General features: G+C 46.4%; 25 protein-coding genes and 1 pseudogene. 15 read left to right on the top strand and 11 right to left on the bottom strand.

The window, feature by feature from the left end:
- Positions 1-38: 38 nt before the first annotated feature.
- Both ICW23_RS09075 and ICW23_RS09070 read left to right on the top strand, forming a co-directional pair.
- Complete coding sequence (locus ICW23_RS09075) at positions 39-896, top strand: Cof-type HAD-IIB family hydrolase (RefSeq protein ID WP_188154373.1); 858 nt, start codon at positions 39-41, stop codon at positions 894-896.
- 114 nt (positions 897-1010) lie between these two features.
- Positions 1011-1736 carry a sunset domain-containing protein gene (locus ICW23_RS09070; protein WP_016937735.1) on the top strand — a complete coding sequence of 242 codons (726 nt, stop codon included), beginning with the start codon at positions 1011-1013 and terminating at the stop codon, positions 1734-1736.
- A gap of 38 nt (positions 1737-1774) precedes the next feature.
- Here ICW23_RS09070 and ICW23_RS09065 read toward each other — a convergent pair whose 3' ends face one another.
- From ICW23_RS09065 to pgsB, 5 genes are all read right to left on the bottom strand, one after another.
- Positions 1775-3010 (bottom strand): C40 family peptidase, encoded by a 1236-nt coding sequence (locus ICW23_RS09065; protein ID WP_045926548.1) that lies wholly within the window; start codon positions 3008-3010, stop codon positions 1775-1777.
- Positions 3011-3157: 147 nt separating this feature from the next.
- Entirely contained in the window at positions 3158-3319 is a 162-nt protein-coding gene (gene edmS / locus ICW23_RS09060) for an extrachromosomal elements maintenance protein EdmS (protein WP_003151344.1), read from the bottom strand.
- On the bottom strand, positions 3306-4475 hold the full coding sequence (locus tag ICW23_RS09055; protein ID WP_016937733.1) for a CapA family protein: 1170 nt from the start codon (positions 4473-4475) through the stop codon (positions 3306-3308). The genes edmS and ICW23_RS09055 overlap by 14 nt, the downstream gene beginning before the upstream one ends.
- An 18-nt stretch (positions 4476-4493) precedes the next feature.
- Positions 4494-4943 carry a poly-gamma-glutamate biosynthesis protein PgsC gene (pgsC, locus tag ICW23_RS09050; RefSeq protein ID WP_003151340.1) on the bottom strand — a complete coding sequence of 150 codons (450 nt, stop codon included), beginning with the start codon at positions 4941-4943 and terminating at the stop codon, positions 4494-4496.
- Between the two features lie 14 nt (positions 4944-4957).
- Positions 4958-6139 (bottom strand): poly-gamma-glutamate synthase PgsB, encoded by a 1182-nt coding sequence (gene pgsB, locus ICW23_RS09045; RefSeq protein ID WP_016937732.1) that lies wholly within the window; start codon positions 6137-6139, stop codon positions 4958-4960.
- Positions 6140-6835: 696 nt separating this feature from the next.
- On the opposite strand from pgsB, the pseudogene ICW23_RS09040 reads away from it, so the two are divergent.
- The 8 genes and pseudogenes from ICW23_RS09040 to ICW23_RS09005 all read left to right on the top strand — a co-directional run.
- A pseudogene (locus ICW23_RS09040) lies at positions 6836-7079 on the top strand (Ger(x)C family spore germination protein); the annotation flags it as partial.
- A gap of 90 nt (positions 7080-7169) precedes the next feature.
- The gene (locus ICW23_RS09035; RefSeq protein WP_188154372.1) at positions 7170-8156 is read left to right on the top strand and encodes a LacI family DNA-binding transcriptional regulator; all 987 of its coding nucleotides are present in this window, start codon (positions 7170-7172) and stop codon (positions 8154-8156) included.
- Positions 8153-9034 carry a ribokinase gene (gene rbsK, locus ICW23_RS09030; protein WP_016937728.1) on the top strand — a complete coding sequence of 294 codons (882 nt, stop codon included), beginning with the start codon at positions 8153-8155 and terminating at the stop codon, positions 9032-9034. Before ICW23_RS09035 ends, rbsK begins: the two co-directional genes overlap by 4 nt.
- The gene (gene rbsD / locus ICW23_RS09025) at positions 9031-9426 is read left to right on the top strand and encodes a D-ribose pyranase (protein WP_188154371.1); all 396 of its coding nucleotides are present in this window, start codon (positions 9031-9033) and stop codon (positions 9424-9426) included. The genes rbsK and rbsD overlap by 4 nt, the downstream gene beginning before the upstream one ends.
- A 16-nt stretch (positions 9427-9442) precedes the next feature.
- Positions 9443-10936 (top strand): sugar ABC transporter ATP-binding protein, encoded by a 1494-nt coding sequence (locus ICW23_RS09020; protein WP_188154370.1) that lies wholly within the window; start codon positions 9443-9445, stop codon positions 10934-10936.
- The gene (rbsC, locus tag ICW23_RS09015) at positions 10926-11897 is read left to right on the top strand and encodes a ribose ABC transporter permease RbsC (protein WP_188154369.1); all 972 of its coding nucleotides are present in this window, start codon (positions 10926-10928) and stop codon (positions 11895-11897) included. The genes ICW23_RS09020 and rbsC overlap by 11 nt, the downstream gene beginning before the upstream one ends.
- A gap of 13 nt (positions 11898-11910) precedes the next feature.
- The gene (rbsB, locus tag ICW23_RS09010; RefSeq protein WP_188154368.1) at positions 11911-12828 is read left to right on the top strand and encodes a ribose ABC transporter substrate-binding protein RbsB; all 918 of its coding nucleotides are present in this window, start codon (positions 11911-11913) and stop codon (positions 12826-12828) included.
- A gap of 60 nt (positions 12829-12888) precedes the next feature.
- On the top strand, positions 12889-13422 hold the full coding sequence (locus ICW23_RS09005; RefSeq protein ID WP_188154367.1) for an SH3 domain-containing protein: 534 nt from the start codon (positions 12889-12891) through the stop codon (positions 13420-13422).
- 137 nt (positions 13423-13559) lie between these two features.
- Here the strand turns inward: ICW23_RS09005 and ICW23_RS09000 are convergent, their stop codons facing one another.
- From ICW23_RS09000 to alsS, 3 genes are all read right to left on the bottom strand, one after another.
- On the bottom strand, positions 13560-14084 hold the full coding sequence (locus ICW23_RS09000) for an NAD(P)H-dependent oxidoreductase (protein ID WP_049627536.1): 525 nt from the start codon (positions 14082-14084) through the stop codon (positions 13560-13562).
- A 101-nt stretch (positions 14085-14185) separates the two neighbouring features.
- Positions 14186-14953, bottom strand: a complete 768-nt coding sequence (budA, locus tag ICW23_RS08995; RefSeq protein ID WP_016937721.1) for an acetolactate decarboxylase — start codon at positions 14951-14953, stop codon at positions 14186-14188.
- Positions 14954-15011: 58 nt separating this feature from the next.
- A complete protein-coding gene (gene alsS / locus ICW23_RS08990) occupies positions 15012-16724 on the bottom strand; it encodes an acetolactate synthase AlsS (RefSeq protein WP_045926539.1) in 1713 nt (570 codons plus the stop codon).
- A 156-nt stretch (positions 16725-16880) separates the two neighbouring features.
- Here alsS and alsR point away from each other — a divergent pair, with 156 nt between their 5' ends.
- Together alsR and ICW23_RS08980 are read left to right on the top strand one after the other, a co-directional pair.
- Entirely contained in the window at positions 16881-17789 is a 909-nt protein-coding gene (gene alsR, locus ICW23_RS08985; protein ID WP_016937719.1) for an acetoin biosynthesis transcriptional regulator AlsR, read from the top strand.
- A 196-nt stretch (positions 17790-17985) separates the two neighbouring features.
- A complete protein-coding gene (locus ICW23_RS08980) occupies positions 17986-19317 on the top strand; it encodes an arsenic transporter (RefSeq protein WP_016937718.1) in 1332 nt (443 codons plus the stop codon).
- A gap of 48 nt (positions 19318-19365) precedes the next feature.
- On the opposite strand, the gene ICW23_RS08975 is transcribed toward ICW23_RS08980, so the two are convergent.
- From ICW23_RS08975 to ICW23_RS08965, 3 genes are all read right to left on the bottom strand, one after another.
- Positions 19366-20040, bottom strand: coding sequence for a hypothetical protein (locus ICW23_RS08975; protein WP_047475828.1), 675 nt, complete (start codon positions 20038-20040; stop codon positions 19366-19368).
- A 41-nt stretch (positions 20041-20081) separates the two neighbouring features.
- On the bottom strand, positions 20082-20954 hold the full coding sequence (locus ICW23_RS08970) for a spore coat protein (protein ID WP_188154366.1): 873 nt from the start codon (positions 20952-20954) through the stop codon (positions 20082-20084).
- Positions 20955-21075: 121 nt separating this feature from the next.
- Positions 21076-22170: a CotH kinase family protein gene (locus ICW23_RS08965; protein ID WP_188154365.1), complete on the bottom strand. Its 1095-nt coding sequence runs from the start codon at positions 22168-22170 to the stop codon at positions 21076-21078.
- Positions 22171-22310: 140 nt separating this feature from the next.
- Between ICW23_RS08965 and ICW23_RS08960 the strand changes: the two genes are divergently transcribed.
- From ICW23_RS08960 to ICW23_RS19220, 3 genes are all read left to right on the top strand, one after another.
- The gene (locus ICW23_RS08960; protein ID WP_188154364.1) at positions 22311-22895 is read left to right on the top strand and encodes a CotG/ExsB N-terminal domain-containing protein; all 585 of its coding nucleotides are present in this window, start codon (positions 22311-22313) and stop codon (positions 22893-22895) included.
- Between the two features lie 172 nt (positions 22896-23067).
- Entirely contained in the window at positions 23068-23688 is a 621-nt protein-coding gene (locus tag ICW23_RS08955) for a flavin reductase family protein (RefSeq protein ID WP_188154363.1), read from the top strand.
- Positions 23689-24016: 328 nt separating this feature from the next.
- Complete coding sequence (locus ICW23_RS19220) at positions 24017-24187, top strand: hypothetical protein (RefSeq protein ID WP_395941060.1); 171 nt, start codon at positions 24017-24019, stop codon at positions 24185-24187.
- Positions 24188-24191: the final 4 nt, after the last annotated feature.

Raw genomic sequence — 24191 nt, 5'->3', positions numbered from 1 at the left:
AGGAAGCAGCTTTATTTTTAAGGAGGGCATCCATACATATGAAATTGATAGCCATTGACTTAGACGGCACATTACTGAACTCGGACAGTGTGATTTCTCCGGAAAACAGAGCGGCTTTACAAAGAGCGGATGAAGCGGGCGTTCTTGTGGCCATCTGCACCGGCAGAGCCACTTTTGATGTAAAATCACTCCTGGAAGATTTGGATATTCCGATCATTGCCGCAAACGGCGGGACGGTTCACGACAAAGGATACCGGCTCGTCAGCCGGCTCTTAATGGATCAGCAGGCCGGTAAGGATATCGCCGCTTATTTAACGGGAAAAGACATTTACTTCGAGGTTTATACAGATCATCACCTGCTGTCCCCGTTTGACGGCGAGTCCAAATTGCAGGCAGAACTGGACATTCTGAAAAGCGCCAACCCGAAGGAAGATATTCAGACATTATGGGAGGGCGCAAAGACGCAGTTCAAACAATTCGGCATCAAACCCGTGCAGGATATACAGGCCATTTTTAACGGAGACGAACATATTTACAAGCTTCTTTGTTTCTCTTTTGATATGGAAAAACTGAAAAATGCCGAAGAAGAAATTACACACCATCCGAAATTATCCCAGACTTCTTCCGGAAAACACATCATTGAAATCCTCCCTGCCGGTTCCGGTAAAGGACGGGCCCTGACGGAGCTTGCTTCACTGTACGGAATTGAAAAACAGGATATTTACGCCATCGGCGACAGCCCGAATGATTTCTCCATGTTTGAAGCAGCCGGAAACCGCATCGCCATGGGCAACGCGATTGATGAACTGAAGGAAAAAAGCACGTATATTACAAAAAGCAACGATGAAAACGGCGTTGCCCATTTCATCAACCGGCTTCTCGACAACGAACAATAAAAAATCCGTCCGTCAAAAGCCAGGTCTTTCACGACCTGGCTTTTTCATGTTTTCCAAAAATTAATTTCCAAAATTGAAAATAAATTGTAAAATAAAGAAAAAAGGAGCGTTATTATGTCGAATGCAATCGCTATTATTGGATTTTTGGCTTTTCTCTTCGCACTTGGATACGGAATATTCCATCTCATATGCAAAGCGGCAAAAAAAGAAAAACGTTTTTCAAAAAAGCTGTTTTGGCCCCTTCTCATCGGCGGATTTGTTCTGCTCCTGACAGGCGGTTCCTCGGCAGAGCCGGACACCTCAGCCGCGAAGGCAGAGGAGAAATACAGCACACTGGATACGGCTTATCAAAAATTAACGAAGGACCACCAGGCGCTTGAGAAAAAATATGAAAGCATCAGTGCCGCGGCTGAAAAAGAGAAATCCGAAGCCGAAGCAGGCAATGAGAAAAAACTCAGCAAACTCAGCAAAGAAATAAACGAGCTGAAAAAAACAAACAAATCACTCAAACAAGACAACGAGAAATTAAAAAATTCACAAAAGAAACTCGAAAAGACCGCCAAAACGCTTCAATCAGAAAATAAAACATTAAAGCGGCAAAAAGAAGAAACAAAAACATCCGAGCACACGGAAACGGCGCAAAATACCGCCCCTTCCTCCGGCGGACATGCCGGGACGAAAGCAGCCGACACCTCACAGGGATGCGACATTAAAGGCAGCCGAAACGGCATTTATCACACGCCGGGAAGTACATACTACGATCGGACGACAGATCCAGTGGAAATGTTCTGTTCTGTAGAAGAAGCGGAAGCGGCCGGATTCAGAGCCCCGAAACGGTAAAAGAAAAAGACGTCAGAGACACTCTCTGACGTCTTTTTTTACGGGAGCCGGATGCTGCCCGCATATTTGTCCTTCCAATAAGCGCTTGTATTCATATTTGTTATGGTTACGCCTGCGGACACAGTGACATGAATCACTTGTCCGTTCCCGATGTAAATGGCCGGATTTAAGCTCTCCGCTTTAAAGAAGACCAGATCGCCGGGCTTCAGATCCTGTTTATCGACCGGAGCGCCCGCCTGCATCTGCTTGTCCGCGTAACGCGGCAGGCTGATTCCTTTCGCTTTTTGATAGACGTATTGAACAAATCCGGCTGTATCAAAGCCATTTTCCGGTGAAACGCCGCCTTTCAGATAAGAAATTCCGATAAGATCAGCCGCTGTTGACACAACGGGATTATCTTTAGAAATAGTCAGGTTGCTGAATCGGCGCACTCCTGTAAAATGCTTTTTCCAATAATCTTCCGCCAAATAAGAAATGGTGACTTTTTCGGAGCGGCTCGCTTGGATGAATCTTCCCTCTCCCGCATAAATGCCTGCATGGGAAATTCCTTTTTTATACGTGTCGCTGAAATAAATCACGTCCCCGGGCTTTATGTCGCTCAATTTGATTTTCTCACCGACCAGCCACTGCTGCTCCGCAGATCTCGGCAGGTAAATGTGAAGCCTGTTTTCGAAAACATATTGGACAAGCCCTGAACAGTCGAATCCCGCTTCAGGCGTGCTGCCGCCGAATACATACGGAATGTCGAGATAACGGGCGGCCTCCTGAACGATCGGATTATCAGCCAGCTCCGGATCTTTTTTAATCCGTCTCGCGCCAAGATATAAATTCATCCAATAACTGCTTTTTTGAAAGCGCGTGATCGTCACGCCTTCTGACGGAGAACTGTGTATCATCTCTCCGTTTCCGATATAAAGACCGTCTTGGACGGGCGTGTTTTTTGTTGAATCCGACTTTTTGAAAAAAACAATATCTCCCGGTGAAAGGTCATTTTCTTTGACGGCAGCTCCGACTTTCCATTGATCACTGACCGTTCTCGGCAGATGGATGTTCTGTCTGCCGAAAAGATAATGGATCAATCCGGACGGATCAAAACCGTCCTCAGGCTCTTCGCCTCCGTAAACATATTTATTTCCGACAAGTTTTTGTGCGTCTGAAACGATCAGGACAGAAACTTGAGAATCCGCTTCAGCAATTTCAGTTCTCGTTACTGCAGGTGCCACAAGACAAATCATAAGGCCGGCAAGGATGTACTTCCTCCAGCTTGTGAGCATGTTTTTTGTTCACTCTCCTTGTTTTTAGTAGTTTTTACATCGGTAACTTTTAACAAATGTTTAGAGAGCATAAAAAAAGAATGCCCATATCGGGCATTCTTTACTGGATTCGGTGCAAACAATATGCCGGCAAGCGGAATCATGCGCTTATTTTGCGCCCGCTGTGTCCTCTTGCTGAATTTTTTGCATTTCCGTGTCAATTTTTTGTTTTTCCTGATCTGTGAGCTGATCATTGTATTTAAAAGCTGACATAAACATAAATACCATAATGATCGCGGCAAACGGCCATCCGGCTTTAATGATTTTCATTTGTTTTTCCCTCCGCTTTCTTTTTTAAGATATTGCTGTGGTCCACATCAAACGTTAACTTTCCGTCCTTGACGCTCCAATTGAAATTCGATTCTTTCGTCAGTTCTCGTATGATTGTTTTATGATTGATGCTGCCTTTTTTAACCGGCGCAGGCGTCGCTTCATGAATGTTCATCGGCGTGACTTCAAAGCGTCCCGTGCCGTTTTTCTGCAAATGATATTGTACAAGCGCCGTGTCTCTCGTTCTTGTCCATCCCTGGTCAAATACGAAGTTGCCCAGGCTGTAGAAAATAACGGTGCCGTGGTACATTTCGATCGGTTCAAGCACGTGCGGATGGTGTCCGACGATGATATCCGCTCCGGCATCTGACATTGCTCTTGCCAACTGGCGCTGTCTGTCATTCGGGTCATTATCGTATTCCTGTCCCCAGTGTGTTTGAACAATGACAAGATCGGCTTTCTTTTTGGCTTTGGAAATCATCGGAATGAACAGCTCAGGATCGGCCGGAAGCACACCCGGCGCATTTCGTTTAGCTGCAAAGCCTTTTCCGGAAACATCGGTGAATCCCAGTGTTGCGATTTTGATTCCGTTTACATCTTGATATGAAATGTTCTGCTCAGCCTCTTTAAGCGTCAGGCCCGCACCGACAAGTTCAAGGTTCTGCTTTGAAAATTCTTCAACAGTATCCCGCATTCCTTGAGGGCCGTAATCCATCGCATGGTTGTTGGCTGCCGTCAGAACGGTGAAATTTGTGTCCTTCAATACTTTTACGGCATCTTTGTCTGACTGAAGGTGAATATTTTTGTCTGCTTCTTTGTAGTTCTTTTTATATGTAACCGGGTTTTCAAAGTTTCCCGATACATAGTCAGATGCTTCAAAAAATGGCTTTGCGTAGCGGAAGACGCTTTCCGTTCCGTTATGCTTTGTCACTTTCTCCACATTCCGGCCCATCATAATATCTCCGACGAACGAGGCTGATACAAGGTCATCGGCATTTCTTTTCACACTCGGCGTCTCCGCCTTCCCTGTCAGGATGCAGATGAACATCAGGCAAAAGACGATCGGCAGTGCGATAAAAACGTGAAGATTGGTTTTCTTTTTCTGCTGTTTGGTCAGCTTCAGCAGTTTCTCTTGAAAGCTTAATTGTTTTTTCATCGTTTGACACACCTTACATTAGATTAAGTAGTAAGCAAACATAATGGCAAAAGTGGCGCCGCTTAAAAACAGCGTGCTGGCAAATGTAATCGTTAATCCCTGTTTCTGAATGGTGTTGGCGATCAGACCCGGTACAATGATACCGATTCCGCGGAACTCTGATATCTCAAACGGTACGATCGGGTAGAGAAAATCCAATGCGATTTTTAAGCAGATTCCCGTAATCAGCATAGCTGCGAATTTTCTGCGTCCGTATAAAATCATAAATCTGGATAAACCGTATTTGACGATCACGTATGTAAGAAGACTTACTAACAATACGAGTAAAATAAAGACCGGCTGGTTAAAAACGAGCCCTAAATAACCCGGTACAACTAAACCGGCAGGTACGATACCTGTTTTTTCCGCGAAAATTAAACTGATTAACACGCCTAAAATAAGTGAGATATATAAATCTGATCCGAACATTTATCCTTTTCCTCCTAGCTAACGAGCTGTTTCACCTTATACTCTTGGATTTTTTCAATTAATGGCTCCGCTGAACCGTGGATGTTGCCGACGCCATATATGACACGGTTTTGCATTCTTGTTTTCAGTACGTCCATGATTTCGTCTGTTGATTTATATTCGAGATCGTGCAGGGTATCGGCAGGAATCTTGCCTTCTTCATAAGCTTTGACGATCGGTTCTGTCGTCTCGCCGATGAGAATGAGTTCCTTCGTTTTAATGTACGGAAGCACGTCATTGGCAAACTGAATCGTTCTGTCCACGCGGTCGGCGCGGCAGTTCATGATGACGATCGGTTCATCTGTCGGATAGCCGATTTCCTTTACACGTTTCCATATATTCAAAGTAGAAGATGCATCATTTGCGGCAAAGCCATTTACGAAATGACCGGGCTCCTTTGTGCTGAGCAGCGGCAGAATTCTCATGGCGCCTGGATCAGGCGGCGCATTCAGCATGCCTTTAAACGCCGTTTCTTCATCTATACCAAGAGCCTGGGCAACGCCGAGCGCAAGTGAAGCGTTATCAGGAAAGACCATATATTCGAATTTCCGCAGGTATTCGTCAGTAATTTTAGAGTTATCCGCAATAATGACTTCGGTATTTCGCTCTGCGGCTTTTTCTTTAAAGAAATCTGTGTATTCACTGTCTGTAATCACAAGATGGCCGTTATAAGGAATCGTCGCAGTAAAAGCTTCAGCAATTTCATCAAGCGTCGGCCCCATAACGTCCATATGGTCTTCAAGCACATTCACGATGACGCCGATGTTGGCTTGAAGGAGTTCTTCCTGAAAGATAATCTGATAATCCGGGTTTACCGCCATACATTCACTGACAATGGCATTGGCGCCCCGTTCTACGGTTTCCTTCATTACTTCTTTTTGCTCGCCGATATTCGGACCCTGCGGTTTCCGTTTGATCGGTTTTTCCTCAGGTGTATCCCAATAGATCATCCTTGCATCTGTTCCCGTCGTTTTTCCGACTGTTTTGTAGCCCGCCTCCATCAGTATTCCGGTCGTCAGCCTCGTTACGGTTGACTTTCCGCGGATACCATTAATATTGACGCGTACTGGCAGAGCATCGATATTCTTCTGATGCCGCCTTTTTTCAATGATTCCGATGATTAGTACGGCAGCACAGGCTATAATGAGTAACCACATTGATTTTTGACATCTCCTTCTGTATTGATAAATTCATTCATCAGTATATAGCTTCACTATGAATTCTCAATCGGCATTATGTAACATAATCTTCCCGCTTTCACTGAGCCAAACTTCTCTATTAGTGACGCTATTCTTCCTATTATCGAATTGCTTTTTTTGGGAATCGGCAGGACTTAGAACTTACTTCAATTTTTTTCAGAAAAAATGAATGCGTTTACATTTTCCCTCGTCTATTTATTTGGACTAATAGAACTATTCGCGTTCCGGAAGAAAAAGATGTAATCATAATCCATCTTATCCAGCCTTTTATACCAGTGTTTTCCGCATTGCGCATACGTTTTCGGACTCTTTGTCCGCTGGATGCACACTTCCTGTTTTGTTAAGAATAAGGTCTTAAAGTCATTCATTTTTCCCCTGTATTCTGCTGTCAGTCCCATTCCAAAATAACTATTGGGATGTCTTGTACATGACAGAAACAGACGGGTCCGGAGTGTTTACAAGAAATATACATTTTATATGCGGAAAGCCTATCTGCTTTCGTTCCGTTTACAGGCCATTTCTCACTCTTTTGAAATAATTTTAATAAATCTTTAAATTCGTTCAAGAAAAGTTCATCCATAATTGTGGAGTTTATGGAAAAACAGCAAGCAGCATCAAGAAATTCCTCTAATTTATAAAATACATAAAAAAGGAATGGATACTGATCCCCGCCGGCATCTGAAAGTAAAAATTCGTTTAAAGCTGAATGCATGTCTCTTGGAATATCCGAAAGACAAGCTGAATTCCTATGCGGCTATCAGCCAAATGAACAAACAAGCCTCAGCCAATCTGAACGAGCAGGGCAAGCATCTCAATTGGGCGTGAGATCTATCCTTCCATAGAGATTGTCCCTGATATCAAAGTTAACATCTCTCAAATCGGTATCGTGAATGAATAGAGGCCCCGGCCTCTTTTTTTGTTGCCAAGCGAAAATATTCGTGATACTCTTTTTGTGTAAACGGTTACATAAATAGAGGAGGAGTGTTTGTTGGCAACGATTAAAGATGTCGCAGGCGCTGCCGGCGTCTCTGTTGCCACGGTCTCGCGTGTCCTCAATGACAACGGCTACGTGCATGAAGATACAAGAACGAAGGTCATGCTTGCCATGGAGAAGCTGAATTATTATCCGAATGAAGTTGCCCGCTCTCTTTATAAAAGAGAATCCAGACTGGTCGGACTTTTGCTTCCGGATATTACGAATCCCTTTTTCCCGCAGCTTGCCCGCGGCGCTGAAGACGAATTGCAGCGGGAGGGGTACCGGCTGATGATCGGCAACAGCGATGAGGAATTGGAAAAAGAGCTCGACTATCTGCAGACATTTAAACAAAATCAAGTTGCCGGAATTTTGGCGGCCACCAATTATCCCGATCTTCCCGAATACAGCGGGAGCCTTTACCCGGTCGTATTTCTGGACCGGGCAAAAGAAGGCGCTCCTTCCGTATTCAGTGACGGCCGGGCAGGCGGAAAACGGGCGGCTGAGGAAATGCTCCGCGGCAAAAGCGCAAGCATCACGCTCGTCAAAGGCCCCGGCCGCCTTCCGACCGCTCAGGAACGTTTTAACGGCGCACGTGACGTGCTGCAAAAAGCGGGCGCGCAGTTCAATGTCATCTCCGCCGCTTCATTTTCCATCAAGGATGCCGCCATGTTAGCGGAAGAATTGTTTGCCGCATTCCCGGAAACTGACGGCGTCATTGCCAGCAACGACATTGCGGCGGCGGCCGTTCTTCATGAGGCGCTGCGGCTCGGTAAAAAAGTTCCCGAGGAGATTCAGATCATCGGATACGACGATATTCCGCAGAGCAGTCTCTTGTTCCCGCCTCTTTCAACGATCCGCCAGCCTGCATATGAGATGGGAAAACGAGCGGCAAGCCTGCTGCTGCAATTAATAAAGAAAGAACCGCCGAAAGAGACGTCCATTCAAATGCCAGTCACATACATGGAAAGACAAACGACGAGAAAGGATGAGTACAAGTGAGTGAAATTTGTGTTATCGGAAGCTGTTCAATGGATCTTGTCGTCACATCCGAACGGCGTCCGAAAGCGGGAGAAACCGTGCTGGGCGCAGACTTTCAAACCGTGCCCGGAGGAAAAGGCGCTAATCAGGCCGTAGCCGCTTCCCGTCTGGGCGCTGACGTATATATGGTAGGGAAAGTAGGCAGGGACAGCTACGGAAAAGCGATTATTGAAAACCTGCAGGCAAACGGTGTCAATACGGACTATATGGAAACGATTACACATCAAAAAAGCGGAACGGCTCATATTGTGCTCGCAGAAGGAGATAACAGCATCGTCGTCGTAAAAGGCGCAAACGATGACATCTCTCCCGCTGATGCCAAAAGCGCGCTCGCGAAACTTCCCGGCATTGATATCGTGCTGATCCAGCAGGAGATCCCCGAAGAAACCGTTGAAGAAGTGTGCAGCTACTGCCGCGCGCATCAAATTCCGGTGATCCTTAATCCGGCGCCGGCCCGTCCGCTGAAACAATCAACGATTGAGGATGCCGCTTATCTTACGCCGAACGAACATGAAGCATCCATTTTATTTCCTGGCCGGACGAAAGAAGAGGCGCTAGCCGGCTATCCCGGCAAACTGTTTATTACCGAAGGGAAACAAGGCGTGCGGTATTCTGACGGCACTGCAGAGCGGCTCGTTCCCGCCTTCCCTGTGGAAGCGGTCGACACGACAGGAGCCGGTGATACTTTTAATGCGGCACTTGCCGTCGCACTCGCGGAAGGACAGGACATTGAACAAGCGCTTCTGTTTGCCAACCGCGCCGCCTCCCTATCCGTGCAGCATTTCGGCGCCCAGGGCGGCATGCCGGACAGAAAAGCAGTCGAGGAGTTGCTGTCATGAAGAAACACGGAATGTTAAACAGCCACATTGACAAAGTATTAGCCGATCTCGGGCATACAGACCTCATCGCGATCGCCGATGCGGGTCTCCCCGTCCCAGACGGTGTCCCTAAAATTGATTTGTCCTTAACGGCGGGCGTTCCCGCCTTTCGGGACGTGACCAGCCTGGTGGCCGGGGAGATGGAAGTCGAAAAGGTGATGGCTGCCTCCGAAATCAAAGACGCCAATCCTGAGAATGCAAGTTTTCTAGAGAGCCATTTCTCAGAGCGGACAATCGAGTACATGCCCCACGAAGAATTCAAACGGCTCACACAGAAAGCAAAAGCCGTCATCCGAACGGGTGAAATGACACCATACGCCAACTGCATCCTGCAGGCGGGAGTGATTTTCTAGAAGGAAGGGATCCAGCATGCACATCGGCATGACAGACATTCATAAAGCATTCGGGAAAAATCAAGTGCTCTCCGGCGTCACATTTGAGCTCCTGCCGGGAGAAATCCACGCTTTAATGGGAGAAAACGGAGCGGGTAAATCGACTTTAATGAATCTGCTCACCGGACTGCACCGCCTCGACAAGGGAAACATTACGATAAACGGAACAAATATGACCTTCTCAAATCCAAAAGAAGCCGAAAAGCACGGAATCGCCTTTATCCATCAGGAACTGAATATATGGCCGGACATGACGGTGCTTGAAAACCTGTTTATCGGCAAAGAGCTGACGACGGCGTTCGGTGTTTTGGAAACGAAGAAAATGAAAGCGCTAGCAAAATCACAGCTTGAAAAACTGGGAGTCTCTCTGCCTCTTGACCGGAAAGCCGGACAATGTTCCGTCGGCCAGCAGCAGATGATTGAGATTGCTAAAGCGCTGATGACAAACGCCGAAGTCATCATTATGGACGAACCGACCGCGGCGCTGACCGAACGGGAAATCAGCAAGCTGTTTGACGTAATGACGGCGTTAAAGCAAGACGGCGTTTCAATCGTCTATATATCGCACCGAATGGAAGAGATATTTTCAATTTGCGACCGGATCACCATTATGCGGGACGGTCTCACTGTCGATACGGCACATTTGAAAGATACTAATTTTGATGAAGTGGTCAAAAAAATGGTCGGCCGGGAGCTGACTGATCGGTATCCGACACGCACGCCGTCACTCGGCGATAAGGTGCTCGAAGTGAAAAACGCCTCAAAAAAAGGAAGCTTTTCACAGGTCAGTTTCCATGTGCGCGCCGGAGAAATCCTTGGTGTTTCCGGCTTAATGGGTGCCGGACGGACAGAAATCATGAGGGCGCTGTTTGGAATTGACCGGCTCGATTCCGGAGAGATCTGGATTTCCGGCCGAAAAATCGGCATCCGGGGTCCGGCTGATGCCATCCGCAAGGGACTCGGCCTGATTACAGAAAACCGGAAAGATGAAGGACTGCTTCTGGATACGTCCATTCGTGAAAACATCTCATTGCCGAACCTGACCAGTTTCTCTCCGAAAGGCATCATTGACCGAAAACGCGAGGCGGAGTTCGTCGAGCTGCTGATCAAGCGGCTGACCATTAAGACCGCGTCTCCGGAAATCGCCGCGCGTCATTTATCCGGAGGAAATCAGCAGAAAGTCGTCATCGCCAAATGGATCGGAATCGGCCCAAAAGTTCTCATCCTCGATGAACCGACAAGGGGCGTCGACGTAGGTGCGAAACGGGAGATCTATTCATTAATGAATGAGCTGACCGACCGCGGAGTCGCCATCATCATGGTTTCTTCCGAGCTGCCGGAAATTCTCGGCATGAGTGACAGAATCATCGTCGTCCATGAAGGACGCATCAATGGAGAAATCAATGCGGCCGGCGCAACACAAGAACACATCATGACACTTGCCACGGGAGGGCAGCAGAATGAAAACTGAACCAATGACATCAACTGAACAACAGCGTTTTTCCATTCATACCTTTACGCAAAAACTCGGTCCGTTTCTCGGCTTACTAATTCTTGTGCTGATCGTTTCCGTTTTAAACCCGAGTTTTCTTGAACCGCTCAATATTCTCAATCTTCTTCGGCAGGTTGCGATTAACGCGCTGATCGCTTTCGGAATGACGTTTGTCATTTTAACGGGAGGCATTGATCTCTCTGTCGGAGCCATCCTCGCCTTATCGAGCGCATTGGTCGCCGGTATGATGGTATCAGGCAGCGACCCGATCTTAGCCGTTATCATCGGCTGCGCGATCGGCGCCGTACTAGGCATGATGAACGGTTTATTAATCACAAAAGGAAAAATGGCTCCGTTTATCGCCACTTTGGCGACAATGACGGTCTTTCGCGGACTGACCCTCGTCTATACAGACGGAAATCCGATTACGGGACTCGGTACAAATTACGCGTTTCAATTATTCGGGCGCGGTTATTTTCTCGGCATCCCCGTACCCGCCATTACAATGCTGATTGCATTTGCGGCCCTATGGGTTCTTCTGCACAAAACACCGTTCGGCCGCCGGACATACGCCATCGGCGGCAATGAGAAAGCGGCGCTGATTTCCGGTATCAAAGTGCCCCGCATCAAGATCATGATCTATTCTCTGACAGGTTTATTATCGGCTCTGGCCGGAGCGATTCTAACATCACGCTTAAATTCCGCACAGCCGACGGCCGGGGAATCATACGAGCTGGACGCCATCGCAGCGGTTGTACTCGGCGGAACGAGCCTGTCCGGCGGACGGGGACGTATCATCGGTACGCTGATCGGGGTTTTGATTATCGGTACGCTGAACAACGGCTTGAACCTTCTCGGCGTATCGTCTTTTTATCAGCTCGTCGTCAAAGGAATCGTCATTTTAATCGCGGTGCTGCTGGACCGCAAAAAATCGGCATAGTAGGAGGAGCATTATGAAGAAGGCCATCATCGCGATTGCGGCATTATCACTGTTTTTACTGTCCGCCTGTTCACTTGAACCGCCCCAATGGGCAAAACCGTCAAATACCAAACATAAAAAAGAATTCACACTCGGACTTTCCGTCTCCACTTTGAACAACCCGTTCTTCGTTTCATTAAAAGACGGCGTGGTAAAAGAAGCCAAAAAACGGGGCATGAAGGTCATCGTTGTCGATGCCCAAAACGATTCATCAAAACAGTCGAATGACGTAGAAGACCTGATCCAGCAGGGAGTCGATGCGCTGCTGATCAATCCGACCGATTCATCAGCGATTTCAACCGCCGTCGAATCTGCAAATTCCCTCGGCATTCCCGTCATTGCGCTTGATCGTTCAGCCGAACACGGCAAAGTCGAAACGCTTGTCGCTTCTGACAATATCAAAGGAGGAGAAATGGCAGCCGGCTACCTCGCCGATCAGCTCGGAAAAGGCGCCAAAGTCGCGGAATTGCAGGGAGTTCCGGGCGCATCCGCAACCCGGGAACGCGGTACGGGCTTTCATCATATCGCCGACAAAAAGCTGAATGTCGTAACGAAGCAAGCGGCCGATTTTGACCGTACAAAAGGATTGACCGTCATGGAAAACCTGCTCCAAGGCCACCCTGACATCAAAGCCGTGTTCGCCCATAATGATGAAATGGCGCTCGGTGCGCTCGAAGCGATCAACAGCTCAGGCAAACACATTCTGGTTGTCGGTTTTGACGGAAATAAGGATGCGATTTCCTCCATTAAAAACGGGAAGCTGACAGCCACGGTCGCCCAGCAGCCGGAGCTGATCGGAAAACTGGCGGCGGAAGCGGCGGAACAGGTGCTGAAAGGAGAAAAAATCAAAAACACCATTTCCGCTCCATTGAAACTTCAAACGCAAAAGTAGCCGTCCGATGTTTAGACTTCCGGAAAAACGTGAAAAGAAGATGTAAAAGGAGAGATAGAGATGAAGAAAACAGCCAAAGCGGTATCCATCCTGACCCTTGCAGCGGGAATATCAGCGGCTTCAGCTGCCGGAATAACGCCTCTTCCTGAGACACACGCGCAAGAAGCGGTCAAGATTGACGATCTGTACAGCTATCCGCTTGACTCTTATCTCGTTTCCGCGGAAGCATTGAACGTCAGAACAAAAGCATCGGCTGTCAGCCCGAAAGCTGATGTCCTTCATTTAGGCGACAGCTTAAAAATCGTTTCATTCCAGAACGCAGACTGGGCAAAAGTTCATTATAAAAACGGAAAAACAGGATTTGTATCTACTCATTATATTGTTAAAGCAGCAACAACCGTAAAAACGACCGCAAAAACTAAAGTATTTACAGAAAACCGAGCAGTCAAAGCTTCCCTTGCTAAAAATACGAGCGTTTCTTTCTTAGGATGGAAAAAAACTGCCGGCGGCGGCATTGATTTTGGCTGGGCGCTTGTCGATTACGGCGGCGCAACTGGATACATCAGCACAAAAGATCTGCAAAAACTGACATAATTTCAAAAACGGATTTCGCACATTCACCGCGAAATCCGTTTTTTTCTTTCTGACAGTCAAAATTGTCGGGAATTCGAAATATTTCTCAGGAAATATTGTCACATAAAGACGAATGCATCCTGCATCAGCGGATCATTTTAAAATGATTTCTTTATGTAATCCGCCAGACTTCTCGCATTGTCACGAATATCTGCCGCACCCGCCCCATTTACACCGTACAGCGCAAAAGCCGGCAAATAGGTCATACCCGTAAAATTAGCCATTGCCTGAAACGGCCTTAAAAGCTCGCTCAATGTAAAGTGGTTGGAACCGCCTGCCTGATATGCATCCTCCCCGGCACCTACGGAAACAGCCAGCAGTAATTCTTTGCCGTGCAGCGCCTTGCCTTTGGAGCCGTAAGCCCAGCCGTACGACAGCACATGATCCATCCATGTTTTTAAAAGCGGAGGCGCACTATACCAGTACAGCGGAAATTGAAATACGATCCGGTCATACTGTTCACACAGCTGGCGTTCCTTTTCCGCATTGATTTTCCCGTCCGGATATTCTTTATAAAGCTCACGGACCGTAATGTCATCGTGATTTTTTAACTCTTCTGTCCACGCCTTATTGACCACTGAGTTTTCCATGTCAGGGTGAACCGCCAATACCAAAACTTTCACAGCTACCACACCTTTCCCTTTTGACTGTATTTTACCTAATCATTGCCGGTTCAGCCAAATAAAAAGAAAGCCCGGGAGAAAAACGGGCTTTCTTTTTTCATTTATTCAGGGCTTCCTTCGGTTGTTTCAATATCCTTCGCGAAATTCGGATTATCTAAATTCGCGTTGAAAAAGTCCGCCGTATTCGGAAGCTTGAGATTCATGTTCATTTTTTGAGAAATGGTCACTTTGCAATCTTTAATGATATAGTCAAACACATGTCCGCCGGAATTGCGGCCTTCATCAATGAAGTGCAGGTGATACCCGGAAACAGCGATGCCGTTTGCGTAACCCGGCGTCCAGAAGCCGGCAATCGTTCCCTGAATGTCGTCAAAGTTGAACACAGGCTGTGTTTTCACCGCTTCGATCATCGGAACGTACGGTTTCTCCTGACGTTCTACCGTTCTCGTCTGCACCTTTTTAAATACACCGTCTAAACGGATCGCATAAAATAAGTTTTTACTAGGGAGAAGGCTTGCCATTTCCTGTTCGAATTCTTCACGGGTCATTTCGCCGTCGATCGTATGCGTCATATCCGGTGTGAAAAATGTGAATGAACAGAATGGTGACAGGTCCCCGCCTTTCACAGGCGTAGCCGTTCCGTCGCCGCGCAGACGGTAAAATTGTCCGTCAAATCCGATTAATTCGCCGTCCAGTTTGTTGAAAGTGCCGATTCCGAAATCACCGAACTTCGGAATGTCAGCCATATCAAAATCTCCGTCATATACTCCGTCCAGCAGAGATGTCATTGTTGATACTTGATAGATCTGATCCTCAGGTGAGCCTTTTTCTCCGCGGCTCATCACTTGGATGTCGTTTGCATTTTTCATTCTCTTCACTCCTTTTAAATTAGGCTGTTTTAGAAAACAGGTCATGGTGCGCAGAGTGCTAGAGAGCTTTTGCTTTCATTCTTTCTTTGAATTGCTTCGGAAGCATGTCACTTGATAAATGAACGTTGTCACTGTAATCGACAGGAATGTCGATGATGACAGGGCCTTCTGTGTTCAAGCCTTTTTGCAGCACGTCTGCCAGCTGTTCCGGTGACTCGACACGCAAGCCGGTGGCGCCGAAGCTTTCTGCATATTTTACGATGTCAATGTTTCCGAAATCTACGCATGATGTACGGTTGTATTTTTTCATTTGCTGGAATGCGACCATATCATATGTGCTGTCATTCCATACAAGGTGAACGATCGGCGCTTTTAAGCGGACTGCCGTTTCCAGTTCCATTGCGGAGAACAGGAATCCTCCGTCTCCTGAAACGGATACGACTTTTTCACCCGGATTCACCAATGTGGCGGCAATCGCCCAAGGAAGCGCTACGCCCAATGTCTGCATGCCGTTGCTGATCATCAGCTTCAGCGGCTCATAAGCGCGGAAGTAGCGGGACATCCAGATCGCGTGAGAACCGATGTCACAAGTAACGGTCACATCGTCAGCAATTGCGCTGCGAAGTTCTTGGACGATTTGCAGAGGATGCACTCTGTCGGATTTATGATCGCTTGGCGCCTTCTCGCTGTCTGTCAGCATTTGTTTTAATTCGCTCAGCACTTCTTGTTCACGGCTGCCCATATCGAATGTCACCGCATCGTGCTCGATTTGTTTGACCGTTGCGGCGATATCCCCTAATAACTCTAATTCCGGCTGATAGGCATGATCGATATCGGCCTGAATTTCGTCAAGATGGATAATAGCACGGTCGCCGTTTACGTTCCAGAACTTCGGATCGTATTCAATCGGATCATAACCGATCGTTAATACGACATCCGCCTGTTCAAGCAGAAGATCGCCAGGCTGGTTGCGGAACAGTCCGATCCGGCCGAAATATTGGTCTTCAAGCTCTCTGGACAATGTGCCGGCCCCTTGGTACGTTTCAACGAAAGGCAGTTTTGTTTTGGCAAGCAGTTTGCGGATTTGTTTTACCGCTTCCGGTCTTCCACCTTTCATGCCGACTAACAGAACGGGAAGTTTCGCCGTCTGGATTTTGGCGATAGCCGCGCTGACCGCTGATTCCGGTGCAGGGCCTTGTTTCGGCGTCGGCACGCTGCGTACGTTTTTAACATTTGTGATTTCATTCACAACATCCTGCGGAAAGCTCACAAAAGCCGCGCCTGCCTGACCTGCTGACGCTGCCCTGAAGGCGTTTGTTACCGCTTCTGGTATATTCCCTGTCTCCTGTACTTCTACACTGTATTTTGTGATCGGCTGAAATAGTGCCGCATTGTCTAATGATTGGTGTGTCCGTTTTAACCGGTCCGCGCGAATCACGTTTCCCGCCAGTGCCACTACCGGATCACCTTCTGTATTAGCCGTTAACAAGCCGGTCGCTAAGTTGGATGCCCCCGGGCCTGAAGTAACGAGACAAACGCCAGGTTTTCCTGTCAGTCTTCCGACAGCCGCTGCCATAAACGCAGCGTTCTGTTCGTGACGGCATAAAACCAGTTCAGGTCCTTTATCTTTTAACGCATCAAATACTGCATCAATTTTTGCACCCGGAATGCCAAAAACATGTGTGACACCTTGCTCCACTAAGCAATCAACAACAAGCTCCGCCCCGCGATTTTTTCCAGAGGTTCTCAGTTCATTTGTTGCTTTTGCCAACACCCTCACTCCTTATTATGCATATTAAATATAAAATTTTAAGTAATTTGTGATATTATTCACTATACACCCTTTGGAAATTGACCTCCAATATCAATTCGCCGTATGATTAATATGTTTCACGAATAATTAACAAAGGGAAAGGAATGGATAAGGATGGAGCTTCGCCATCTTCAATACTTTATTGCCGTTGCTGAAGAACTTCATTTCGGCAAAGCCGCGCTTCGGTTAAATATGACACAGCCGCCTCTCAGCCAGCAGATCAAACAGCTTGAGAAAGAAGTCGGCGTGACTTTATTAAAGCGCACGAAACGGGTTGTAGAGCTTTCTGCTGCCGGAGAAAGTTTTTTGAAACACAGCAGAAACGCGATCGAACAAATAGAAAAAGCGATTGAAATGGCGCAGAGGACAGCGCGGGGAGAGCTCGGCCGGCTTGTCGTCGGTTTTGTCGGCTCAGCCACATATGAATTTCTGCCGCCGATCATTCGGGAATTCCGCGAAAAATTCCCCTCCGTCAAGCTTGATCTGCGTGAAATCTCTTCTTTCAGACAGCAGGAAGAGCTTCTGAAAGGCAACATTGATATCGGCATCCTTCATCCGCCTTTACAGCATTCGGCTTTACATATGGAAAAGGTGCAGAGCAGTCCTTGCATTCTGGCCTTGCCGAAGCAGCACCCGCTTACCGCCAAAGAGACAATCGACATTCAGGATTTAGAAAATGAACCGATTATCACACTGGCGAAAGAAACATGGCCTACTTTATACCTGGAATTTGTAAACTATTGCGAGCAGGCGGGCTTTAAACCGAAAATTGTTCAGGAAGCGACGGAGTATCAAATGGTGATCGGATTGGTAAGCGCCGGAATCGGTGTAACCTTCGTGCCTTCTTCAGCTAAAAAGCTGTTTAATCTCGAAGTCGCCTATCGCGACATCAATCAGGTTCAGCTTACCGCCGATTGGGTCATCGCCTATCGCAAGGACAACCAAAACCCGATCCTGAAACATTTCTTGGAGATTATCAATAAACGCCAGGCTTTATTGCAGGCGGATAAGGAAAAAGTATAAAAAAGAGGACGCCGAGAAGCAGCCTCTTTTTTTTGTGCTTTAATGGAATTTTACTAAATTAGTAGAAACGCTCAGTACACCTTTCGGCCTGTACTCGTATACATACAGTACAACTGATCAGGAGGGATAAAAATAACGGGGCGGCAATGACCCATCCAAAAAGGAGGCAGAACATATTACACATATTAGCGTCATATTGACCCTGATTTCTTTCTTTGTGACCATTATTCTTATTTTTTGGAGACCCCGGGGATTAAATGAAGCCGTTCCGGCATCGCTGGGCGCCATTTTCGTTTTGTTATGCGGAACCGTTTCCTTTCATGATTTAGGAGATATAGGGTCTAAAGTCACCGGGGCATCGATCACCATTATTTCCACAATGATTATGGCGATCGCGCTCGAAAGCTTCGGTTTTTTTAATTGGGCGGCAGCCAAGCTGCTCCATCGCGCCAGAGGATCAGGCATCCGGCTGTTTTGGCTGACCAACCTGCTTTGTTTTTCAATGACGCTCTTTCTGAATAATGACGGCAGCGTCTTAATCACCACTCCTATTTTACTGTTGGTATTAAAGTATCTCGGACTTAAAAAACATCATAAAACGCCCTATTTAATCAGCGGCGTCTTAATTGCGACGGCGGCAAGCACTCCTATCGGCGTCAGTAATATCGTCAATTTAATTTCTCTCAAAATGATAGGCATGGACCTTTATTTGTACACCAATATGATGTTTATCCCCGGCACGCTGGGGCTCGTGTTTATGGCCTTTCTGCTGTTTGCTGTTTTTTACCGCCGCTTGCCGAAACAGCTCCCCGATATTCCGGTTCATTTTGATTCACTGGAACACAAAAGATATCATCCGCTTCAGCCTCCGCCAGATCAGGCCCAAAACAGCCGTACGAAAATCATGTTTTGTGTTTTAGCGTTTGTATTGTTAGTGCGGGTCAGTCTGTTTGCCGCTTCATACAGCGGCATATCCGTTTCACTTGTGGCAGTCATCAGTTCAGTCATCCTGCTTGCCTGGAGATGGTTTCATTTAAAAATGAGTCCGGCAGACTTATTAAGGAAAGCGCCCTGGCATATCTTTGTTTTTGCCTTCACGATGTACATTATCATCTACGGACTGCATAATATCGGACTGACCGCATGGCTTGTTCAGTATATTGAGCCTTATGTCTCACAGAGCATTGCCCACGCGGCTTCTATTATGGGTATTGCTACATCCGTCCTCTCTAATTTGTTTAATAACCATCCTGCCCTAATGATCAGCACCTTGACATTAACTGAAATGTCAATTGACCCATTAACCGTAAAAATCATTTATTTAGCTAATATTATCGGCAGTGATATCGGATCATTGCTTCTGCCGATCGGGACATTAGCCACGCTGATCTGGATGCATATCATCAGACAGCACGGCGAAAAAGTCTCTTGGTCAGAATATATCAAAACGACCATTGTCGTTGTCCCTCTCACCGTTGTATTTACCATTACCGTTTTATATGTTTGGATCAGCTGGATATATCTTTAGCTCCGATGAAAAAAACTGCCTGCTGTATAAGAGAGGCAGTTTTATTATTTATGGGAGGTGCATGGTTTTTAAATGATTCAATTTCCAAAAGACCGTATCTCCGTCCGCATTGGTCAATTCAAGAATGTTATCTGAGACGTCCTGTAACAGCCCCACTTTATTCGGTATATCTCCTAAATCCAGAATAATCAATTTGCCGGTATATTTTTTTAATTGCTCCTCAAAATTCCGGACAAGGGGCACACTGGCGGGAACGACCGGCAGTTCTGAGCTGTTTAATGTATACGGCGTCTGCTCATCGGAATAAGGTGTCAGCCATTTTAAATGATGCATTGAGATGAAAAGCGTCTTATAAACCGGAGAGAAGAAAACAAAATAATCGTTTAAAACACTTGTTACATAGCCATGAATGGACCGGTCTCCCGTAACGAATATTTCTGTAAATCTGCCTTTTATATGCTGGAGGGTATTCCGGTAAGAAAATGAATGTTCCTGTTTTTCAGGATGCGGACTTTCTTCTCTTGTGTGCGGCCCTTTATTCTCATCGTCCGGCACAGTCAAAGTCATCCGCTGCAGATGCAGCAGCGGGATATAAAGAAACGTCCGGCCGTCATGGATCACAATGATATCATGACCGATATCCAAAAGAGTTCCTGAAAATGTTGTATTTCCCGATATCTCAATATCGACTTGTTTATCCAGAAATCTGCTTAACCCAGCCATTTCATCCTCCCCTCTCCCTCGTTTTCGGACAATCTTTCCGGTCATTTACGGCCGTGTTTCCACCGGTAATCTATTGTTCTTAATACAGTGGCGTAGCTATAAGATTCATCTTTTTCCCGTTTTGAGGATCGTACGGACTTTGATGATCTTTTCGATTTTTTAGAGGAAGTATGCTGCTCTTCATGTGATGCTTCTTCAGCGCACTCTTTCTCACCTTTATTCTCGTCTTGATTCTCGTCTTTTTTAGCCGCTCCTTTTGCCCCTGCGCTGATACTCTTGATATGAAAAGGGTAGATCCGCAGCACTTCTTTATCTTTCACAAGAGTATAGTGGCCGTCGGAATTATCCACAAGTATACCTTCAACGGCTTCAGGACCTCCGCGGTTGATGGAAACCCATTTGTGTATCAGGCGTTTAAATATGCCGTGAAAATCATCAGCCATTTCAAATTCCGGGCGCTCCTCCTCTTGGCCGTCCTCTTCTTGTTCGGCGCTGATGCTTTTGACATGGTCGGCATTAAAATAGACGATTCCGTCATCGTCCGTTTCCAGCACGAGAAAATCATCCCCTGTTTCGTGAAGCTTTCCTCTTTTCGATTCCGGACCCCCCTGATTCAATTGCACCGTGCGATTGGTCATCCTGCTGATCAAGTCTTGAAAATCATCAGCTCTCTCGCATTCTGCCGGCTCAACCGGCGATAAGGTCTCACTCGTATTTTCCGTAACGCTTTTCACGTGCTTCCATTGATAGTAAACGATTTTATTATCAACCTGAAGAGCGATATAATCCGATTGGATGTCTGCCAATCTTCCTGTCTTGGACTCCGGGCCTCCCCGATAGACAGTAATCACTTTTCCTTCCATCGCATGCAGAAAGTTGTCATCAGACCGATGCCGATTCGTATTGCGTTTCATCTATTGTCCTCCTAGTCATATTTCTCATTAATTTCAAACATAATGCATATATACGTATCCCGATTCTTTTCGGGAACTGGTTCACCAGCCTATTTGTAAAAAATCTTTCTTCCTCCCCAAATCAGATATTCCACTGCTCTAACTCGCTGCTGATGAAAGCAGACCGTTCCTTAATGTATTCGCAAATCACATCAGGCTCCCGGTCAAAGCGATCAAGCTCATCTTTTTTATAAGGGTCCTTCGCGACATGCGGCCTGATCTGCTCATACAGCGACATGACCTTCGGCTTCATATGTTCAATGGTAAACCGGGTCTGAAGCGTCTCTTCCAAAAGCCGTTTGTACGCTTTGCGGAAATACGGTTCATCCAGAAGTCTTGCGGTCAAGGTATTAAATCCTTGTATTCTGACATAATCAGCCTCCATCCGGTCACCGTGAATATCTCGTCCCCACGTCGCATCGTAATCCCACGGAATGACTTCAAAAAGTCCCGTTTCATGGCTGCGGTACAAGGCGTAATTATGAACAAACCCATCGTAGTTTGAGGTAAACACGATGCCCGCAAGCCACCGCAAATACTTATCCGCGTCCAAGTGTTTGACAATCTCCCCCTTGAACTCTGACTTCGGCACGGTATTAATTTTATAAATCATATCCTGCAGATAAAAATCGTCTTCTTTCGTTCCCGTTTTCTTTTCATAGCCAAGTTCGAGCGATGTTTTCGTGTCCCGCTCCAAATCACTGACGAGGGAGAAATTTGCATCATCATCCACCGCGTAAAAAACAGCGCCGTCAGCCAGGTTCCGTTTCGCCAGATAATATTCATCTACTGACTCCAGCTCAAGGTACACACCCTCATATTTGCCGTTGATCTGCAAGGATACGAAATTCGCCTTTGGCGACAGCGTTCCAAGCTCCGCGAAGAAATCGAGAGACAGCTTATTCCGCATCATCGACGGATCTTTGTACTCGGCGTTTAAATGTATTTCTTTAGCCCTGCGAAATGTTTTCGGCGAATAAAAAGTGACGTGATACGATTTTTTCTTAAAGTCTCTTATATGAGAGCCGCGGTACGCCAGATCAATGTCAAGGCGTTTTTGATTCACTCTCAGCACCGCGGGCACCGGATCATCATCCCAAATGTCTTTTTTCAGCTCCAACAAGTCCTTCGGGTGAATAAACAGCTGATATAAAGGCAATGCTGATTGGTCTTTCACCTGAAAACCTCCTTGTATTAATTTAGGCTGTGCTTTTTCGATAAAACTCAGCGGAACACACATACACTTTTTTTATCCATGCGTACTATGTGGTAGTAAGGATCGCATCCTTAAAACATATATCAAGAGGAGGTTTCAAAATGGGCCACTATTCCCATTCTGATATCGAAGAAGCAGTAAAGTCCGCAAGCACCGAGGGATTAAAAGATTATTTGTACCAAGAACCAAAGAGCAGTAAGAAAAGAAAGTCCCGCAAAAATAAAAAATCTCGCAGCCACAAGAAATCACGTTCTCACAAAAAATCTCGCAGCCATAAAAAATCATGCCGCTCTCACAAAAAATCTCGCAGCCATAAAAAATCACGTTCTCACAAAAAATCCCGCAGCCATAAAAAATCACGTTCTCACAAAAAATCCCGCAGCCATAAAAAATCACGTTCTCACAAAAAATCCCGCAGCCGTAAAAAATCGTGCCGTTCTCACAAAAAATCCCGCAGTCAGAAAAAATCGCGTTCTCACAAAAAATCTCGCAGTCAGAAAAAATCGCGTTCTCACAAAAAATCTCGCAGTCAGAAAAAATCGTGCCGCCGCAAGAAAAAACGCACTCAGAAAAAACCTTACCGTTCTCATAAAAAACAAAGCCATAAAAAAGACGATTACTGCACCAAAACAGAGTACTGGAAAGACGGAAATGTCTGGGTTGTAAAGAAAAACTATAAGAAGTAATCCCCCAACAACCTAATATCACTTGTAAATAGGCTGCCGGCTAAACGGAAGCCTTTTTCCTCAAACAGATATATGCCACGAAATAAGATATGCATCCGGGTTTCTTTTGTTGTGCTTCCGAATTTTCTTTCGGTATAATCAGGTCATACGAAAAAGAAAGGCGGCTGACATGATGCATATCTTACGAGCAGACGAATTGAACGCGAAAGATACCTACAAATTGCTTTCGGGCACAGTAGTTCCCCGGCCGATTGCATTTGTCACTACGCGTTCATCTATCAACGGCGCCGTAAACGCGGCGCCCTTCAGTTTTTATAACGTTGTCTCCGCAGATCCGCCGCTTCTTGCCATTTCTGTAAACCGCGCGGAGGGACAGCAGAAAGACACTGCGAGAAACATAATCGCTCATCGGGAATTCGTCGTGCATGTCAGTGATGAGTCCATCATTGAAGACATTAACAAAACGGCGGCAAGGCTTGGCCCTGATGTCAGCGAGCTTGACTTGACAGACCTTTCCGTAACAGACAGCACCTGGATCAGCGTTCCCGGTATAAAAGAAGCGAAGGTCAGGTTTGAATGTATACTCGAACGCCACCTTCCGTTCCAGAATGACGGAGGGGAAACGACGACAGATCTCATCATCGGCAGAGTCGTTTGTTTTCATTTGAATGATCAAGTATATGATGCCGATAAGGGCTACATACGGACCGATGAACTGCAGCCTGCGGCGAGGCTCGCGGGGAATGAATACGCCAGACTCGGGAAGACATTTACACTTGTCCGCCCGACCTGAAACAGGAGCCAATATAATAGAAGAAACTAGTCAAAAAGACCCCTTTTAAAAGGGGTCTTTTTTTATCTGTTGACCGTTTAACTCAGTCTAATGTCTTATAAAAGATTGAAACTTACAAGGTCCTAAACGAATGACAAGTGTTTAGGGGGCAAACGATGGATTTCATTCAGTTACTGATTTTTTCAGCCGTATTTATTTTGCTCAGCTTTATGTTTCAAGTATTTTCCGTCAAAGTTCTCCATTTGCCAAGCCTGTTAAAAAGCAGAAGCCGATAAACGGCACACATCGATTAATCGAAATCATACTGCTTATTTCAGGCATCGCAGCGGTGTCATTAATCAATGAAATGTACGTATTTGCGGGAGTTGTTTCCATGCTTTTCTGCTGCAGCGGCTTAATGGAGCGGCGGCACCGGCGGGAGAAAAAGCAATATGTGTACGATTCGTTTTACGCGGGGCTATCTGCCGCACTCGGCGTACTTATTTTTTTCATCCGTTAACGGA

This window comes from Bacillus sp. 1021, from assembly GCF_014534735.1.
Classification (GTDB): Bacteria; Bacillota; Bacilli; order Bacillales; family Bacillaceae; genus Bacillus; species Bacillus siamensis.
This window is presented reverse-complemented; position numbering and strand designations above follow the sequence as displayed.